This window comes from Cupriavidus sp. SIMBA_020, assembly GCF_046535395.1.
In the GTDB taxonomy this organism is placed as follows: domain Bacteria; phylum Pseudomonadota; class Gammaproteobacteria; order Burkholderiales; family Burkholderiaceae; genus Cupriavidus; species Cupriavidus campinensis.
The window spans coordinates 414290-431546 of sequence record NZ_JAWRWU010000005.1; the positions used below are offsets into that span (position 1 = coordinate 414290).

Annotated in this window: 14 protein-coding genes; 6 read left to right on the forward strand and 8 right to left on the reverse strand. The window is 69.2% G+C overall.

Annotated features, from left to right (window positions below):
- Positions 1-284: 284 nt before the first annotated feature.
- A complete protein-coding gene (locus SB751_RS13285; protein ID WP_144197136.1) occupies positions 285-2348 on the forward strand; it encodes a putative bifunctional diguanylate cyclase/phosphodiesterase in 2064 nt (687 codons plus the stop codon).
- Positions 2349-2378: 30 nt separating this feature from the next.
- On the opposite strand, the gene SB751_RS13290 is transcribed toward SB751_RS13285, so the two are convergent.
- A complete protein-coding gene (locus tag SB751_RS13290; protein ID WP_410748112.1) occupies positions 2379-2639 on the reverse strand; it encodes a copper resistance protein CopQ in 261 nt (86 codons plus the stop codon).
- Between the two features lie 321 nt (positions 2640-2960).
- Here SB751_RS13290 and SB751_RS13295 point away from each other — a divergent pair, with 321 nt between their 5' ends.
- A complete protein-coding gene (locus tag SB751_RS13295; protein WP_144197138.1) occupies positions 2961-3266 on the forward strand; it encodes an H-NS family nucleoid-associated regulatory protein in 306 nt (101 codons plus the stop codon).
- A 28-nt stretch (positions 3267-3294) separates the two neighbouring features.
- Here the strand turns inward: SB751_RS13295 and SB751_RS13300 are convergent, their stop codons facing one another.
- A complete protein-coding gene (locus tag SB751_RS13300) occupies positions 3295-3666 on the reverse strand; it encodes a hypothetical protein (RefSeq protein ID WP_144197139.1) in 372 nt (123 codons plus the stop codon).
- Between the two features lie 196 nt (positions 3667-3862).
- Between SB751_RS13300 and SB751_RS13305 the strand changes: the two genes are divergently transcribed.
- From SB751_RS13305 to SB751_RS13315, 3 genes are read left to right on the forward strand one after another with little or no spacing between them, the layout of a single operon-like run.
- Entirely contained in the window at positions 3863-4540 is a 678-nt protein-coding gene (locus SB751_RS13305; protein ID WP_092299922.1) for a heavy metal response regulator transcription factor, read from the forward strand.
- 6 nt (positions 4541-4546) lie between these two features.
- On the forward strand, positions 4547-6019 hold the full coding sequence (locus SB751_RS13310; RefSeq protein ID WP_144197140.1) for a heavy metal sensor histidine kinase: 1473 nt from the start codon (positions 4547-4549) through the stop codon (positions 6017-6019).
- A 48-nt stretch (positions 6020-6067) separates the two neighbouring features.
- On the forward strand, positions 6068-6475 hold the full coding sequence (locus SB751_RS13315) for a VOC family protein (protein WP_144197141.1): 408 nt from the start codon (positions 6068-6070) through the stop codon (positions 6473-6475).
- Here the strand turns inward: SB751_RS13315 and SB751_RS13320 are convergent.
- The 4 genes from SB751_RS13320 to czcI form a co-directional block, all read right to left on the reverse strand.
- Entirely contained in the window at positions 6459-9620 is a 3162-nt protein-coding gene (locus tag SB751_RS13320; protein ID WP_410748113.1) for an efflux RND transporter permease subunit, read from the reverse strand. The two genes, SB751_RS13315 and SB751_RS13320, sit on opposite strands and share 17 nt — an antisense overlap.
- Before the next feature lie 15 nt (positions 9621-9635).
- Positions 9636-10859 (reverse strand): efflux RND transporter periplasmic adaptor subunit, encoded by a 1224-nt coding sequence (locus tag SB751_RS13325; protein WP_211943693.1) that lies wholly within the window; start codon positions 10857-10859, stop codon positions 9636-9638.
- 19 nt (positions 10860-10878) lie between these two features.
- Positions 10879-12141, reverse strand: coding sequence for a TolC family protein (locus tag SB751_RS13330; RefSeq protein WP_211943692.1), 1263 nt, complete (start codon positions 12139-12141; stop codon positions 10879-10881).
- A 79-nt stretch (positions 12142-12220) separates the two neighbouring features.
- Positions 12221-12586 (reverse strand): cation efflux protein, CzcI family, encoded by a 366-nt coding sequence (czcI, locus tag SB751_RS13335; protein WP_144197145.1) that lies wholly within the window; start codon positions 12584-12586, stop codon positions 12221-12223.
- A 135-nt stretch (positions 12587-12721) separates the two neighbouring features.
- Between czcI and SB751_RS13340 the strand changes: the two genes are divergently transcribed.
- On the forward strand, positions 12722-15064 hold the full coding sequence (locus SB751_RS13340) for a heavy metal translocating P-type ATPase (protein WP_410748114.1): 2343 nt from the start codon (positions 12722-12724) through the stop codon (positions 15062-15064).
- Here SB751_RS13340 and SB751_RS13345 read toward each other — a convergent pair.
- Both SB751_RS13345 and SB751_RS13350 read right to left on the reverse strand, forming a co-directional pair.
- On the reverse strand, positions 15027-16181 hold the full coding sequence (locus SB751_RS13345; RefSeq protein ID WP_211943691.1) for a Fic family protein: 1155 nt from the start codon (positions 16179-16181) through the stop codon (positions 15027-15029). The genes SB751_RS13340 and SB751_RS13345 overlap by 38 nt on opposite strands.
- Before the next feature lie 85 nt (positions 16182-16266).
- Positions 16267-17157, reverse strand: coding sequence for a polysaccharide deacetylase family protein (locus SB751_RS13350; protein WP_144197148.1), 891 nt, complete (start codon positions 17155-17157; stop codon positions 16267-16269).
- Between the last annotated feature and the right edge of the window lie 100 nt (positions 17158-17257).

The following is a 17257-nucleotide window of genomic DNA, read 5'->3' on the forward strand; positions in this document are numbered from 1 at the left end:
CTCAAGAATAGGTGGGGCGCCGGGCGCAGCCATTCCGGCGCGCGCCGATTGGGATGTAGGAATTGTCGGACGGCGGGCGGGCCCGCTCGGGCTTGTGTCAAGCCCTCGGCAAACCGGAGGAACCGGCGCGGGCCGGGGGAAAAGGGTAGGCAGGCATAGCGCAATCCCGCTAAAGTCTGGCCTCCATTCGCCGATAACCCCACTGATACCGGGAATTGCACGCTCGCGCGGCGCCACCCCTCAGAATTCCGGCTCTCCGAGCCACTGCTTCGTCACGCGCCACCATGATTTCCCCGAGCTACGACGCGCTTCTCGTCCTGTTTTCCCTGCTGGTGGCCATCCTCGCGTCCTATACCGCGCTGGACCTGGCCGGCCGTATCGCCACCGCACGCGGGCGCTATGCCCATATGTGGCTGGCTGGCGGCGCGGTCGCCATGGGGCTGGGCATCTGGTCGATGCATTTCGTCGGCATGCTGGCGTTCCAGCTGCCCATTCCGCTGGGCTACGATCCGGCCATCACGGTGGGCTCGCTGGGGATCGCCATCGTCGCCTCGGCCTTCGCGCTTAGGCTGGTCTGCCAGGAACACCTGCCCCGGCGCCGGCTGGTGATGGGCGCGCTGGTGCTGGGCGCCGCCGTGGCCAGCATGCACTACACCGGCATGGCCGCGCTGCGCATGCAGCCGGGCATCCACTACGTGCCGTGGCTGTTCGCGCTGTCGATTGGGATTGCGGTGGCGGCGTCGGGCGTGGCGCTCTGGATTGCCTTCCGGCTGCGCCGGAACATGCCGCGCATCCACCAGCTGCGCCTCGGCGCGGCCGTGGTGATGGGCGTGGCCATCGCCGCCATGCACTACACGGGCATGGCGGCGGCCCAGTTTCCGCTCGGCAGCGTGTGCGGCGCGGCGCGTGATGGCGTGCACAGCGGCACGCTGGCGCTGCCCATCCTCGTCATCACGGTCTGCGTGCTGGCGGTGGCGCTGATTACCTCGGTACTCGACATGCGGCTGGAGATGCGCACCGCTGTGCTGGCGCAGGCGCTAGGCGTGGCGAATGAGGAACTCGAATTCCTGGCCCTGCACGACAAGCTCACCCATCTGCCGAACCGCGCGCTGCTGGACGACCGCTTCGCGCAGGCCATCCAGGCCAGCGCCAGCCAGCATGCGCGCTTTGCCGTGCTGTTTGTCGATCTCGACGGCTTCAAGGGCGTGAACGATACCTACGGCCATCACGTGGGCGACGGCCTGCTGGTGGAAATCGCCCGGCGGCTGCGCACGGTGGTGCGGGCCGATGACACCATCTCCCGCGTGGGCGGCGACGAATTCGTGCTGCTGGTGCGCATCGACGAACCCGAGGATGCCGGCGTGATCGCCGAAGGGCTGCTGGAGGCGCTGCGCGAGACCGTGCAGGTGGGCGGCCACGCGCTCCACGTCTCGGGCAGCATCGGCATTGCCCTGCATCCGGCGGATGGGCAGGACCAGGACGCGCTGATGTCCAACGCGGATGCGGCGATGTATCACGCCAAGGCGGCCGGCCGCAACGCGTACTGCTTCTTCGAGCGCTCGATGAATCACCAGGCGCGCACGCAGCAGGCGCTGATCCAGGACCTGCGCGGCGCGCTCAAGCACGGCCAGCTAGAACTGCACTATCAGCCCAAGTTCGCCGCCGTGGGCGGCGAGCTGGTCGGCGCGGAGGCGCTGCTGCGCTGGAACCATCCCACACACGGCCAGCTGATGCCGGACCAGTTCATCACGCTGGCGGAGAAGACCGGCGCCATCGTGCCGATCGGGGACTGGGTGCTCGACGAGGCGTGCCGCCAGCTGGCCGAGTGGCATGCGCTGGGCCATATGGGCTGGTCGATGGCGGTCAACCTGTCGGCGTTGCAGTTCTGCCATGCCGGCATGGTCGAGTCGGTGGGGCGGGCGCTGACGCGCCACGGCGTGCCACCGGGCAGCCTGACGCTGGAAATCACGGAGTCCACGGCGATGCGCGACGTGGAGGCCAGCCTGGCCATCCTCACGCAACTGGACGACATGGGCGTGCGCATCGCCATCGATGACTTCGGCACCGGGTATTCGAGCCTGCTGCACCTGAAGCGGATTCCGGCCAGCGAGCTGAAGATCGATCGCGGCTTCGTGCGGGATCTTGCGGAAGATACGGAGGACGCGGCCATCGTGTCCGCCATCGTGGCGCTGGGCCGCACGCTGAAGCTGCAGGTGGTGGCGGAAGGTGTGGAAACGGCCGCGCAGCGGACCTTCCTTGCCGATCTGGGCTGCGACGCGCTGCAAGGCTACCTGCTGGGCCGCCCGATGCCCGCGTCGCAGTTTCCCGGCGTGGAGCAGGCGGGCTGAAGCCGCCTGCGCGGGAGGGCGGGGCGTCGATCAGGCGCCGCTGTCGAACGCGTCACGCGGGCCGGTGGCGCTGAACGCACCGTCCACGAAGGGGCTGCGGGTGTCGTGCACGGCGCGGGCGCCGTCGGTATAGACATCGCGCGCACCCACGCGGGCGCCGTCGGTGAACGGGTCGGCCGAACGCGGTGCGGCGTGGGCGAGGCCGGCGGTGCCCGCCAGTGTGGCGGCCAGGGCGGCGTAGGCGATGGTTTGTCGGATGGTTTGTCGGATGGTTTGTCGGATAGAAGGCATAGTGAGACTCCGTTGCGTGTCCCAGGGAGGCGGGAACTGCGTTGGGTCGCGCTGTGTGGCGTCGTGCATGACGGCGCGCACCGGACTGATGGCGACCATGGCAGGCAGTCTAGAAGCGAGCCCCCGACGCCAAGATGACCTATCCATGACAATGCTGTCATGCAGCAAATCTCGCGGAATTACGATGTGCCGCCGCACGAAATGCGGCGGGGGCGGAGCAAAGACCCTGTAGAATCCGTACTGGTCCAGCCATTCAGGGCCATTCCCCCAAAAGGTCTTTCACCAGCCCGCCCACCTGGCGGCGGGCGCCGCACGATAGTCATGTCCGAGTCTGATGCCACTAAACAAGCCGCGGTAGCGTGGATCCGCGAGCAAATGGATCGCCATGGCCTGACGTTCGACGATCTGGTCGAGGCAGGTTGCTTTGCCGATAGCGAAGACGGCGACGTCGTCGCCGTGGAAACCGACGCCCCCCCCGTCGCCGCCACCCAAGCGGAAATGGCGCAAGTACGAGTTCTCTACCGCAATGCGATGGGGCAGACGTGGGACGGTACCGGCGAATATCCCGACTGGCTCCAGCGCGCGGTCAACGCGGGGCAATCGATCGATTTTTATCGCGTGGACTGAAGGGTGGCGTGAGCGCCACGCGGCGGGTTCAGCAGTGAGGGGCCGGACGCTCGACCGGTAGCGGAATGTAGGCGGCTGAGGTGGCGAACGCCGCTGGCGTGGCCATCGGCACCGCGTGCCGATGATGCTCAAGCGCCACACGCGGCAGTTCCGCGAGCACTGGCAGGGGAGAAGGCAGGGGCGAAGGCAGGTTGGCCGCGCTGGTCGCCTCGGTGCACTGGGCCGCATCCGTGTTGATGATGGCGGCTTCGGCCTCGGCCTTGATGGCCACATGCCGCTCCGACATCGACAAACCGGCCACTTCCGCTACGCTGGAGTCCATGACCGCCGCGCTGGCGCCGGAAACGGGCAGGGTGGACAGGGCAAGGCACAACAGGGAGAGGGCAGGCAGGCGTTTCATTGCGGATATCAGGGGCGCGCCAGACGGGACGCACAGGCGGCGTCCTTTCATCATGGCAGCGCGCATTGTACTGGCATTCCACCCGTCAGAACGCTGGCGCCAAGATGACATTCCTGCAATCTTCGCCCATTGCTTGCCTACCTCAGCTAGTGTCGTGGATTCCCCCGCAACCCGAAGCTGTTGTCAGTGACATTCCATGCGCATCCTGATTGTTGAAGACGAACCAAAGGCCGGCGATTACCTGCTCAAGGGCCTCACGGAATCAGGTTTCGTGGCCGATCTCGCCCGTGACGGCGTGGACGGCCTGGGCCATGCGCGCGAGCAGCACTACGACCTCATCGTGCTCGACGTGATGCTGCCCGGCATGGACGGCTGGCAGGTGCTGCGCGAACTGCGCCGCGACAAGGACACCCCGGTGCTCTGCCTGACCGCCCGCGACGAGCTGTCCGACCGCCTCAAGGGCCTGGAACTTGGCGCCGACGACTACATGGTCAAGCCGTTCGCCTTCGCCGAACTGGTGGCGCGCATCCGCACCATCCTGCGGCGCGGTCCGCTGCGCGAGAGCGAGTTCATGGAAGTGGCCGATCTCCAGATCGACGCGATCCGGCGCCGTGTCTCGCGTGCCGGGCAGAAGATCGATCTCACCTCGAAGGAATTCGCGCTGCTGCAACTGCTGGCGCGGCGCCGGGGCGAGGTGCTTTCGCGCTCGCTGATCGCCTCCCAGGTCTGGGACATGAATTTCGACAGCAATACCAATGTGGTGGATGTGTCCATTCGCCGGCTGCGCGCCAAGGTGGATGACCCGTTCCCGCGCAAGCTGATCCACACGCGTCGCGGCATGGGCTACGTGCTCGACGAATCGGACGAGGGCTGAGCGGCCATGGCGCGTCGCTTGCGACGAATGCTGGGCCGCCTCTCCGGCGCGCTGCCGGTGTCCCTCACGGCGTCCCTGACCACGCGGCTGGCGCTGGCCTATGGCCTGACCACGGCGGCGATTCTGGTCGGCGTGGCGGCCTACCTCTCCAGCGCGCTCGACAGCCAGCTCCAGGCGCGCGACGAAAGCGAACTGGTCGGCGAGATCCTGCTCGTGCGCCACCTGCTGCGCGAGGTGGGCGACGAAGCCGAGATCCGTGCCGACACCCACCGCTTTGCCGATATCGCCATGGGCCATGAGGGCCTGATCCTTGTGGTGCGTACGCGCCAGGGCGAGCCGCTGATCACGCTGAACCCGCGCAACGAGTCGGTGCCGCCGCTGCGCGTGCTGCCGGCTACCGCCGCGCCGGACAAGGGCATGCTCCAGACCTGGTATCCGCGCAACGGCGTGCCGTCGCGCGGCGTGGCGGCGCTGGGCGTGGTGGGCAACACCGACCGCGCCGTGGAGATCGTCGTGCTCAGCGACGCCGGCTACCGGGTGGCGCTGATGCGCGAATACCGCAGCCAGCTATTGGGTGCGGTGCTGTGCGGCGCGCTGGTGGCGGCGGCGCTGGGCTACCTGCTGGCGCGGCGCGGCTTGAGGCCGCTGCGCCGCATGGCCAGCGACGCGGCGGCGGTGACCACCAGCCGGCTGGCCACACGGCTGGACGTGGGCGGCGCACCCGAGGAACTGCGTGAGCTGGCCGGCGCGCTCAACGGCATGCTGGCGCGATTGCAGGACAGCTTCACGCGCCTCTCGGCATTCTCGGCCGATCTGGCGCACGACTTCCGCACCCCGATCAGCAACCTGGTGGGGCAGACGCAGGTCACGCTGGCCCAGCGCCGCAGCCCGGCCGAGTACGAATCGCTGCTCGAATCGAACCTCGAGGAATACGAGCGGCTGGCGCGGATGATCGAGAACATGCTGTTCCTGGCCCGCGCGGACAACGCGCAGGTGGCGTTGGGGGCATGCGAACTGGATGCCCGCGCGGAGCTGGACAAGGTGGCCGAGTACTTCGAGGCCGTGGCGGCCGACCGCGACGTCACGGTGGCCGTGTCGGGCGCCGCCACGGTCACCGCCGACCGCACGTTGCTGCGGCGCGCCATCATCAACCTGCTCGACAACGCCCTGCGCCACGCGCCGGCCGGCAGCACCGTGCGCGTGGCGGTGGGGCGCGGCCGGCCCGGGTTTACCGACATCCGCGTGGCCAACGCCGGCCCGGCCATTGCGCCGGAGTCGTTGCCGCACCTGTTCGGGCGCTTCTACCGCGCGGACCCCTCGCGCCGCAATTCGGCCACCTCCACGGGGCTGGGGCTGGCCATCGTCGATACCATCATGCGGCTCCATGGCGGCAGCGTCACCGTGCGCAGCGATGCGGTGCAGACCGAGTTCGAGATCGATTTTCCGGACGCGTTGACCGGCGGCAGGGCCGGCGCATAATGGTCGGCGCCCGCATCCGGGCACCCACGTGACGTGAAGGAGACCGATATGCAGGTACAACCGTATCTCGATTTTGGTGGCCGTTTCGACGAGGCGATGGCGTTCTACGGCAAGGTGCTCGACGCCAAGGTGACGTTCCTGATGCGCTACAAGGAAGCGCCGCCGGGCGAGGCACCCGCCTCGCCGGCCTGGGGGGACAAGGTGATGCACGCCAACATCCAGATCGGCGACAGCCAGATCATGGCCTCGGACGGACGGGAAGGGGAGCCATACCCCTTTTCGGGGTTCATGCTGTCCGTGGGCTACGTGCCCAACGCGGAGGGCCAGCGCATCTTCGAGGCGCTGGCCGAAGGCGGGCGGGTGCTCATGCCATACCAGAAGACGTTCTGGGCCGAAGGATTCGGCATGCTCGTCGACAAGTTCGGCATGAGCTGGATGGTCAACTGCGAGCACTAGCAGCAGGCCCGGCCGCGGCCAATCCCCCGCGCCGATGCGCCCACCGGTACAGCACCGGCAGGACCAGCAGCGTCAGCGCCGTCGATGACAGGATGCCGCCGATCACCACCGTGGCCACCGGGCGCTGTACCTCGGCGCCCGTGCCGGTGGCGATGGCCATCGGCACGAAGCCCAGCGACGCCACCAGCGCCGTCATCAGCACCGGCCGCAGGCGGGTCAGGGCGCCGGTGGTGACGGCAGCGTCCAGCGGCTGGCCCGCGTCCCGCAGGGTGCGGATGAACGACAGCATCACCAGCCCGTTCAGCACCGCCACGCCAGACAGCGCGATAAACCCCACCGCCGCCGAGATCGACAGCGGCATGCCACGCAGCCAGAGCGCCAGCACGCCACCCGTCAGCGCGAACGGAATGCCGGTGAAGACCAGCAGGCCGTCGCGCAGGTTGCCGAACATGACGAACAGCAGCGCGAAGACCAGCAGCAGCGCCAGCGGCACCACGATGCCGAGCCGCTGCGTGGCCGATTGCAGCTGCTCGAACGTCCCGCCCCAGGCAATCCAGTAGCCGGCGGGCACCGCCACCCCGCGTTCGACGGCGCCCATCGCCTCCGGCACGAAGCTGCCGACGTCGCGCCCGCGCACGTTGGCGCTGACCACAATGCGCCGCTTGCCGTTCTCGCGCGACACCTGGTTCGGCCCCGGCGCAATCTCCAGCGTGGCAATCTCGCCCAGCGGGATGTAGCTCGTGCGGGCGTCCGACCCTTTGGGGAGGGGAATCGGGAGGCGCCGCAGCGCCTCCACATCGGCACGAATCCCCTCCGGCAGCCGCACGCCGATATTGAAGCGGCGGTCGCCCTGGTAGAACAGGCCGGCGTCGCGGCCGCCCACGGCAATTGCCACGGTTTCCTGCACATCGGCCATGTTGAGGCCGTAGCGCGCGGCGCGCGCGCGGTCGATGTCCACGGTCAGCACCGGGAGGCCCGAGGTCTGTTCCACCTTGACCTCGGCGGCGCCGGGCACGCGTTGCAGCACCTCGGCGATGCGCTGGGCGGTGGCGGCGAGCACGGCGTTGTCGTCGCCGTAGAGCTTCACCGCCACGTCGCTACGCACGCCGGAGATCAACTCGTTGAAGCGGAGCTGGATCGGCTGCGAGAACTCGTAGCGGTTGCCGGGCAGTTGTTCCAGTTCGGCCGACATGGCCGTGCGCAGGGCATCGTACGAGCGGGACGGATCGGGCCACTGGTCGCGCGGCTTGAGCATGATGTAGCCGTCCGAGATGTTGGGCGGCATCGGGTCCGCCGCGATCTCCGCCGTGCCCGTGCGCGCGAACACGCGCTCCACCTCGGGGAACTTCGCCTTCAGCCGGGTTTCGATCTGCTGCTGCATCGCCACCGACTGCGTCAGGCTGGTGCCCGGAATGCGCAGCGCCTGCACGGCGAAGTCCCCCTCGTTCAGGTTGGGGATGAACTCGCTGCCGAGCCGCGTGGCCATGAGCCCGCTCAGCAGCACAGCCACCACGGCGCCGGTCAGCACGACCGGCGTATTGGCCAGCGCGCGCGACAGCGCCGGCGCGTACCAGCGGCGCGCCCAGCCCATCACGCGGTTCTCCTTCTCCGCCACGCGGTCGCCGATGCACAGCGCCACGGCGGCGGGCACGAAGGTCACCGACAGGATCAGCGCGCCCAGCAGCGCCAGCACCACCGTGTTCGCCATCGGGTGGAACATCTTGCCCTCTACGCCCGTCAGCGCCAGGATCGGCACGTAGACGATCATGATGATCAGCTGGCCGAAGACCAGCGGCCGCCGCGCCTCCCGCGCCGCCGCGAACACCTCCTCGAGGCGCTCGGCGCGCGTCAGTGGCCGTCCGGCGGCCTGCCGCGCATGGGCCAGCCGCCGCACGCAGTTCTCGACGATGACCACCGCGCCATCGACGATGATGCCGAAGTCCAGCGCGCCCAGGCTCATCAGGTTGGCGCTGATGCCGGCGGCCACCATGCCGGTGAACGTGAACAGCATCGACAACGGGATCACCATTGCCGTGATCAGCGCCGCGCGCAGGTTGCCGAGGAACAGGAACAGCACCGCCACCACCAGCGCGGCGCCTTCCAGCAGGTTCTTCTTGACCGTGGCGATGGCCTTGTCGACCAGCACGGTGCGGTCGTAGACCGTCACGGCCTGCACACCGGCCGGCAGCGACTTGTTGATCGCCACCATGCGCGCATCCACCGCGCGCGAGACGGCGCGGCTGTTCTCGCCAATCAGCATGAAGACCGTGCCGAGCACCACCTCCCGGCCGTTGTCGGTGGCCGCGCCGGTGCGCAGCTCCCGGCCCAGGCCGACATCGGCCAGATCCCGGATGCGGATCGGCTGGCCCTGGGCGGTGCCGACGATCACATCGCGGATGTCGTCGATCGACTTCACCTGCCCCGGCGCCCGCACCAGATACTGCTCGCCCCGCCGCTCGATATAGCCGGCGCCGACGTTGCCGTTGTTACGCTCCAGCGCCTGCACCACGTGCTGGAGCGACATGCCGTACGCCGCCAGCTTCTCCGGGTTCGGCGCCACGAGGTACTCCCTGGCGAAGCCGCCGATCGTGTTGATCTCGGTCACGCCCGGCACGGTGCGCAGCTGCGGCTTGATCAGCCAGTCCTGGATCTCGCGCAGATCCGTGGCGGTGTAGGGCGTGCCGTCCGGCTTGCGCGCGTCGGGCCCGGCCTCCACGGTCCACAGGTAGATCTCTCCGAGGCCGGTCGAGATCGGCCCCATCTGCGGCGCCACGCCGGCCGGCAGCTGCGCGCGGGCGTCCTGGATGCGCTGGCTGACCAGTTGCCGCGCGAAATGGATGTCGGTGCCGTCATGGAAGATCACCGTGACCTGCGACAGCCCGTAGCGTGACAGCGAGCGCGTCTGCACCAGCCCCGGCAGGCCGGCCATGGCGGTTTCGATCGGGTAGGTGATGCGCTGCTCGGACTCGAGCGGCGAGTAGCCCGGCGCCGCCGTGTTGATCTGCACCTGGACGTTGGTGATGTCCGGCACGGCGTCGATGGGCAGCCGGCCGTAGTTGTAGAAGCCCAGCGCGGCCATGGCCAGCACGGCCAGCATGACCAGCCAGCGCTGCGCGATGGCGAAGCGGAGGATGCGTTCGAACATGTGTGGTCGCTCCGCTCAGTGGGCGTGCTCGGCGCCGGCCTTGCCCTGTTCGGCCTTCAGCACGAAGCTGTTGGCCGCCACGTAGCGCGTGCCGGCGGGCAGGCCGTCCGTGACCTCGATGCGCTGGCCGTCCGTGCGGCCGGTCTTGACCGTGCGCGCCGCGAAGCCGCCCGGCACCGCCACGAAGACCTGCGTGTGGCCGTCGTCGGTCTGCAGGGCTTCGGTCTCGATGACCACGGGGGCGTCCACTTCGCCCGTGTTCACGCTGACCGTGACGAACAGGCCGGGGCGCCAGGCCATCTCGGGGTTGGCCAGCGTCACGCGGGCGGTGGCCGTGCGGGTCTGCTGGCCGAGCAGGGCGCCCACGTAGGAGACCTTGCCGTCGGCGGTGCCGTCGAACGCGGTGGAGGTGACGCGCACCGCCTCCCCGAGCCGCACATGGCCGAGATCCTTCGGCGCGATCACGAATTCGGCCCAGACCGTGGTCAGATCGGAGAGGGTGAAGACGGCGGTGTCGGCGCCCACGGCTTCGCCCAGCGACAGGTGTTTCTCGACGACGATGCCGTCGAACGGCGCGCGCAGCTCGAAGCGGTTGATGCCGTCCGCCGAAGGCTTCGCGCCGATGGCGGTCAGCTTCTGCGCGGCGTTGCGCACCGCGATTTCGGCCTCCTGCAAGGCGGTGCGGGCGGCCAGGTAGTCCTGCTCGGCGGACACCTTGTCTTCCCAGAGCCGCTTCTCGCGGGCAAAGGTGCTGCGGGCCAGCTCCAGCCGCCGCTGGCCGGCCAGCCATTCGCTGCGCAACTCGGACAACTGCGTGCTGGCGAAGACCGCCAGCAGGTCGCCCTTTTTCACCCGCTGGCCGAGATTGGCCGCGACCGCCTCGGCCACGCCCGCCACGCGCGGCACCACGTGGGCGGTGCGGTCCTCGTTGAAGCGGATTTCGCCCGGGAACTGCACCGTGCTGCGGATGCGGCCCGGGCCGGCGGTGCGCAGCAAGAGGTTGGCGTTGGCGATCTGCTCGGGGGTCATGGCGATCAGGCCGGGGGTGGCGGCTGGGGCCTGAGGCGCCGAGGCGGCGGGTGCATTTTCGCTGTGCCCGCCATGGTCGCCGTGGCCGCCGTGGCCGTGATCGTCGTGCGATCCGCTCTCGCGGCCCACCAGCAGCAGCGCCAGCGCGGCGATCAGGCCGCCGATGACGATGGCCGCGATGGCCATGCCTTGTTTTCGTGTGAGGGTCATGGAAAATCCTTGCGGCGCGTCAGCGGCCGAGAATGCGGTCGATCGTGGTGGCGGCCTGCCAGGCATTGGCCACCACGCCGAGATAGCGGATGCGCGCCTGGAACAGCGTGCGCTGGGCGTCCAGGACTTCGAGATAGCTGAACTTGCCGGCCTCGAAGCCCTGCGTGGCGGCCTGATAGGCGCGCTGGGCGGCCGGGAGCACGGTGTCGCGCAGCGTCTGCGCCGAGCCGCGCGAGACGGCAAGCTGGCTGGTGGCCTGTTGCAGGTCGTGGTCCAGCCGGAGCCGCGTGGCGCGATAGGCGTCCGCGGCCTTGTCGGCCTGCCGGATCGCGGTGTAGAGGTTGCCCTGGTTGCGGTCGAACAGCGGCAGCGGAATCGCCACGCCGAGCACCGGGTAGTAGCCCCGGTCGGAGGCATTTTCCCGCTTGGCGCCAAGGCTCAGCGTCACATCGGGATACTGGCGGCTGCGCTCCACGTTGATCTCGGCCTGCCGGCGCGCCAGTTCGCGCTGGCTCGCCACGGTGGCGGGCGCGGCGTCTAGCGCTTCGCGCAGGACGAGGGCGTCCGGGCGCGCGGGCAGGGTATCGAGGCTGCCATCCGCTTCGGCGAACTGGGGCGACGGGTTGCCCCACAGCGTGGCCAGCGCCTGCCGCGCGGCGACGAGCGCCGCATCGGCCTCGGCGCGCTCGAGTTCGGCATTCGCCAGTTCCACGCCGGCCTTGGTTTCCTCCACCGGCGAGACCTTGCCGGCCGCCACGCGGCGCGCGGCCACGTTGGCGCCGCGCCGGGCGATGTCGACGGCACCCGCCGCCAGCCTGACGCGCTCTTGCGCCACCAGCACGTTGAAAAAGGCGCCGATGACGCTGGCGCGCAGGTCCGCCTGCGTGGCGTCCAGCTGCGCCTGCGCTAGTTCGCGCGTGCGCTGGGCCGCGCCGATCCGCGCGGCGCGCTTGCCGCCCAACTCCACCGGCAGGTTCATCTGCGCCGTGGTGGTTCGGGTGGATTGGCGCGTGTCTTCCATCAGCACGGCCACTTCGGGGTTCGGTATCACGCGCGCCTGCGTGATGCCGCCTTCGGTGGCGTCAAGCTCGTGGCGCGCGGCGGAGAGCGTGGGGTTCTGCGCGATGGCCAGCGCCAGCGCGGTCTCCAGCTTCAGCGGGCCGGGCGGCTCCTGGCTGGCGGGCGGCGAGGCGGGCGCCGCCGGCTGTGCGGCGGCAAGGGGCAGGAGGCCGCACCACGCCAATGCGGCGGCCATTGCCCAAGGCAATACAAGGTTTCTCATCGAATTTCACCGTTGCAGACAGGGAAAATCGGCGAGACGTCAGGCAGTCAGGGAAGGGGGATTGTCCGCGTCTCGCCGCTCAGGCGGGACGCGACCACTGGGGCCGGTCTGGGGCGCGCGCGGGGATGGAGCCGAAGCCCGCAACACGCGGCAGGTAGCGCACGGTGACGAAATGGTAGCTGCCGGGCAGGATGGCCTGCGCAATCACCCCGTGCGAGCCGGGGAAGTGGCAGGCGGCGCAGTCGGCGTCGGGCAGTTTCGGGGAAGGCTTGGCGGCGTCCTGATGGGCATCGGCGCCAGCATGCACGTGGCTATGGTGGCCGATGTGCCAGCCGGCGCCATTCGCCGGCGCACGCTCCTCATGTGCGCAGTACGCCGCAGCGCCGGCCCAGGCGAACTGGATCGGCAGCAGAATGGCGAGAAAGACGAGGAGCAGGCGACGCATGGCGGCCGATTATACGGGGCAGCGGCGCCGGCGCACGTGACAACCGTGTCATCTGTGCGGATTCGTCCCCAAGGGTTGACCTTGTAGCCACTACAGGGTCTTCAATGGCATCAGACCAGACCAACTTTATCCGCCATGGCCCGCCATACCGCCGATCACGTGATGCCGCATACACATTCGCATGACCATGATCTTGAGCACGATCACGCACATGATCATGGCCACGCGCATGTCCATGCCGCCGAACCCGCCGCCGAACCTGCCGCCGAACACGCCTGCTGTGGCGCAGCCTGTGGCGCGGCGGCGGCGCCCCTCCGCCAGCCGATGGCCGCCCCGGCCGGCACACGCTCAGCCGCCTACCGCATCGAGGCCATGGACTGCCCGACCGAGGAAACGCTGATCCGCAACAAGCTCGGCGGCATGGCCGGCGTGGCCGCGCTCGACTTCAACCTGATGCAGCGCGTGCTGACCGTCCACCACACGCTGGATTCGACCGACGTCGTGGTCAAGGCGATTGCCACGCTCGGCATGCACGCCCAGCCGCTGAATGCCGACACCCCGGCCGACGCCCCCGCTGCCGCCGAAGCGCCCAAGCCCTGGTGGCCACTGGCACTGGCCGGCGTGACCGCACTGGGCGCCGAGGCGGCACACTGGTTCGAATGGGGCCTGCCGTACGCACCCGCCGTGCTGGCGCTGGCCGCTGTGCTGGTGTCCGGTCTGGGCGTCTATCGCAAGGGCTGGATCGCCATCCGCCACGGCAATCTCAATATCAACGCCCTGATGAGCATCGCCGTCACCGGCGCCATGCTGATCGGCCAATGGCCCGAGGCGGCGATGGTGATGGTCCTCTTCGCGCTGGCGGAGCGCATCGAGGCCGCCTCGCTGGACCGCGCGCGCAACGCCGTGCGGGGGCTGATGGCGATGGCGCCCGAGCAGGCCACCGTGCAGCAGCCGGACGGCACCTGGCTGGCCGTGCCGGCGCGCGACGTGCCCGTGGGCGCCGTGGTGCGCCTGCGCCCCGGCGAGCGCGTGGCGATCGATGGCCGCGTGCTGCGCGGCCAATCCGCGCTGGATCAGGCGCCGATCACGGGCGAGAGCGTGCCGGTCGACAAGACCGTGGGAGATCCGCTGTACGCCGGCTCGATCAACCAGTCCGGCGAACTCGAATACACCGTGACCGCCCCGGCCAGCGATTCCACGCTGGCTCGCATCATCCACGCCGTGGAGGCCGCGCAGGGCAGCCGCGCGCCCACGCAGCGTTTCGTGGACCAGTTCGCGCGTGTCTACACCCCGGTGGTCTTCGCGCTGGCCGTGGCCGTGGCGGTAGTGCCGCCGCTGCTGGGCGGCGCCTGGCTCGACTGGATCTACAAGGCGCTGGTGCTGCTGGTGATTGCCTGCCCGTGCGCGCTGGTGATCTCCACGCCGGTGACCATCGTCAGCGGGCTGGCCGCCGCCGCGCGGCGCGGCATCCTGATCAAGGGCGGCGTCTATCTGGAGCAGGGCCGGCACCTGGCATGGCTGGCGCTCGACAAGACCGGCACGCTCACGCACGGCAAACCGGTGCAGACCGATTTTGCCCTGCTGGTGGACGACCTGCCGCAGGCCCGTGCGATTGCGGCCAGCCTGGCCGCGCGCTCCGACCACCCGGTCTCGCGGGCCGTGGCCGTGGCGGCCGAGGCGGAAGGCATCGCGCCGCTGGCCGTGGATGATTTCGCCGCATTGCCCGGGCAGGGCGTGCGCGGCGGCGTGGCGGGGGTGACGTATTGCCTCGGCAACCATCGCCTGATCCACGATCTTGGCGCGTGCTCGCCGGCGCTGGAGGCCCGGCTGGAGGCGATCGAGCGGCAGGGCAAGACCCTTGTCCTGCTGGCGTCGGCCGAGGTGGACGGGGCGAATCCGCGTGCGCTGGCGCTGTTCGCCGTGGCGGATACGGTGCGCGACACCAGCCGGCAGGCCATCGAGGCGCTGCACGCGCTGGGCGTGAAGACGCTGATGCTGTCCGGCGACAACCCGCACACGGTGCAGGCGATTGGCGCGGCGGTGGGCATCGACGAGGTGCGTGGCAATCAGCTGCCCCAGGACAAGGCGGACGCCATCGCGGCGCTGGCCGGGCAGGCGCACACGCACGGCGGCGGCGTGGGCATGGTGGGCGATGGCATCAACGACGCCCCGGCGCTGGCGCGCGCGGACATCGGCTTCGCCATGGGCGCGGCGGGCACCGATACCGCCATCGAGACGGCCGATGTGGCGCTGATGGATGACGACCTGCGCAAGATCCCTGTCTTCGTGCAGCTGTCCCGGCGCACGGCGGCCATCCTCAAGCAGAACATCGCGCTGGCGCTGGGCATCAAGGCGGTCTTCCTCGTGCTGACCGTGATGGGCATGGGCACGATGTGGATGGCCGTGTTCGCCGATATGGGCGCCAGCCTGCTGGTGGTGTTCAACGGGCTGCGGCTGGCGCGGGGTGTGCGTTCGTGAACCTGTCGTCCAGTTCGTAACCGGTACTGCGCCCGCCGCCGTCCGTTTTTCTCAGCACGCCGCGCGCCAGCAGGTCATTGATGTCCCGCAGCGCCGTGTCCGGTGAACATTTGGCGATGGCCGCCCACTTGCTGCTGGTGAGCTTGCCGTCGAAACCATCGAGCAGCCGGTTGAGAAGCTTCACCTGCCGCTCGTTCAACGGCAGCATGGCCCAGTGATGCCAGAAGCGCGCTTTTGCCAGTACCGCGTCAAGGTTCAGGTGGGCGTGGTCGACCGCACGGTGGAGGGCGTTCAGGAACCACGCCAGCCACTCGGTCACCTCCTTCGATCCCCGCTGCGTGCGCTCCAGGATGTCGTAGTAGGCCGCGCGCTCGCGCTGGATCTGCGCCGACAGGCTGTAGAAGCGCTGCGAGGTGCCGTCGGCGCGCGCCAGCAGCAGGTCGCCGATGGCACGCGCGATGCGCCCGTTGCCGTCATCGAACGGGTGCATGGTGACGAACCACAGGTGACCCAGCCCTGCCCGGATGAGGGGAGGGTCCTTGGGCGCGGCATTGAACCATTTGAGGAACAGGCTGGCCTCATCTTCGAGTTGATCGGCCGGCGGCGCCTCGAAATGCACACGCTGGCGGCCAACAGGGCCGGAGACGACCTGCATCGGACCTTTGGCGTCGTCCCGCCAACGGCCCGTGTTGATCGACGACAGCCCGGAGTATCCGGTGGGAAACAGCGCGGCGTGCCAGCCGAACAGGCGTTCCCGGGTCATGGGCGCCATGCTGTTGGACGTGGCGTCCAGCACCATTTCCACCACGCCCTCGACATGGCGATCCACGGGCGCCAGCGCGCCAATGTCCACCCCGAGGCGCCGGGCGATGGAGGAGCGCACCGACTCCACCTTCAGGTGCTCCCCCTCGATTTCACTGGTTTTGACCACATCGTCGGTGAGCGCGGCGAGGCTGGCCTGATCGCGGAGCGCCAGGCCGAGATCCGTCAGCCGCCCCAGCAACATGCCTTGGGCACGGCTGACCTCGGCGATGGGCTGTGCGAGCACCTCGAGGTCGTAGCGCCAGTGGGTCCAGCCGGAGGCCTGCCAGATATAGGTGTAATCGCCGCGTTTCATGCGGAGATTATGGTTGCTAATCTCCGCATGCGCAACTTAATCTCCGCATAATTTGCGGAGATTAAGGGGGCTAATCACCGCAAGCTCACGGCTGGATGATCAGTTCCCCGCTGCGGCCGGCAATCTCGCCCCAGGTGACGGGCAGTTGCGGCAGGTCGGTGCGATCGAGGTGGCGGTAGTAGGTGGCCATCGACACCAGGTCGTGGCCTTGCGCGCGCCAGCCGGCCAGCAGCCGCTCGAACACGGGCGCCAGCTTGCCGCCTTCCAGCTCGGTGTGGAGCGTGAAAATGTGATCGCCGGGCCCCTCGGTCAGGCGCAGCAGCGCGTGGTGGACGTTGTCCTCGGTGAGATCGTCCACGCCGATCAGCTCGTCGAGCGTGGGTAGCGTGGTCGGCATCTGCACGTGGCGGCAGGGCTTGCCCGCCACGGTGGGGATGTACGGCGCCGTGCCGCGTCCGTCAGAGGCGTAGGCCATGCCCCAGTCGTCGATCTGCAGGAACGCGTCGTCGTTCATCTGCCAGCCTGCCGCGCCGTGCGTGGTGGGCGGCGTGCCGAAGATCTCCACGAAGCGGCGGTGGGCGTGCTGCATCTGGCGGCGCGTCCAGGCGGCGTCGCGCGTGCGCACGTTGTCCTGCCAGTAGACGTGGTCCCAGGTGTGGATGCCGCACTCGTGCCCGGCTGCGGCGGCCGCGCGCATCTCTGCGGCGCCCTTGCGGCCGATGTCGGGGCCCGGCAGCAGCACGCCGTACATCAGCGTGCGCAGCCCGTAGTTGGACACCACCGACGTACGCGAGACCTTCTTCAGGAAGCCGGGCCGGAACACGCGCCGCAGCGCCCAGCCCGTGTGGTCCGGGCCGAGGCTGAACAGGAACGTGGCCTCCGCCTGCACGGCGGCCAGCATCGACAGCAGCTTGGGCACGCCTTCGCGGGTGCCGCGCAGCGTGTCCACATCCACTTTCAGGGCAATGCGTGCCATGCCGTGCTCAGTGCGAGGCGTCGACCAGCGTACGCGCCTCCACCACCTTGTCGCGGTAGGCCTCGAAGATGCGGCGCAGCGCCTGCTCCATGTTCAGCTT

Coding starts and splice junctions, on each gene's coding strand:
- SB751_RS13330 (WP_211943692.1), bottom strand. CDS start 12,141: ATGAGAAACCTTGTATTGCCTTGGGCAATGGCCGCCGCATTGGCGTGG.
- SB751_RS13295 (WP_144197138.1), top strand. CDS start 2,961: ATGTCCGAGTCTGATGCCACTAAACAAGCCGCGGTAGCGTGGATCCGC.
- czcI (WP_144197145.1), bottom strand. CDS start 12,586: ATGCGTCGCCTGCTCCTCGTCTTTCTCGCCATTCTGCTGCCGATCCAG.
- SB751_RS13305 (WP_092299922.1), top strand. CDS start 3,863: ATGCGCATCCTGATTGTTGAAGACGAACCAAAGGCCGGCGATTACCTG.
- SB751_RS13290 (WP_410748112.1), bottom strand. CDS start 2,639: ATGCCTTCTATCCGACAAACCATCCGACAAACCATCCGACAAACCATC.
- SB751_RS13315 (WP_144197141.1), top strand. CDS start 6,068: ATGCAGGTACAACCGTATCTCGATTTTGGTGGCCGTTTCGACGAGGCG.
- SB751_RS13300 (WP_144197139.1), bottom strand. CDS start 3,666: ATGAAACGCCTGCCTGCCCTCTCCCTGTTGTGCCTTGCCCTGTCCACC.
- SB751_RS13340 (WP_410748114.1), top strand. CDS start 12,722: ATGGCCCGCCATACCGCCGATCACGTGATGCCGCATACACATTCGCAT.
- SB751_RS13310 (WP_144197140.1), top strand. CDS start 4,547: ATGGCGCGTCGCTTGCGACGAATGCTGGGCCGCCTCTCCGGCGCGCTG.
- SB751_RS13345 (WP_211943691.1), bottom strand. CDS start 16,181: ATGAAACGCGGCGATTACACCTATATCTGGCAGGCCTCCGGCTGGACC.
- SB751_RS13325 (WP_211943693.1), bottom strand. CDS start 10,859: ATGACCCTCACACGAAAACAAGGCATGGCCATCGCGGCCATCGTCATC.
- SB751_RS13285 (WP_144197136.1), top strand. CDS start 285: ATGATTTCCCCGAGCTACGACGCGCTTCTCGTCCTGTTTTCCCTGCTG.
- SB751_RS13320 (WP_410748113.1), bottom strand. CDS start 9,620: ATGTTCGAACGCATCCTCCGCTTCGCCATCGCGCAGCGCTGGCTGGTC.
- SB751_RS13350 (WP_144197148.1), bottom strand. CDS start 17,157: ATGGCACGCATTGCCCTGAAAGTGGATGTGGACACGCTGCGCGGCACC.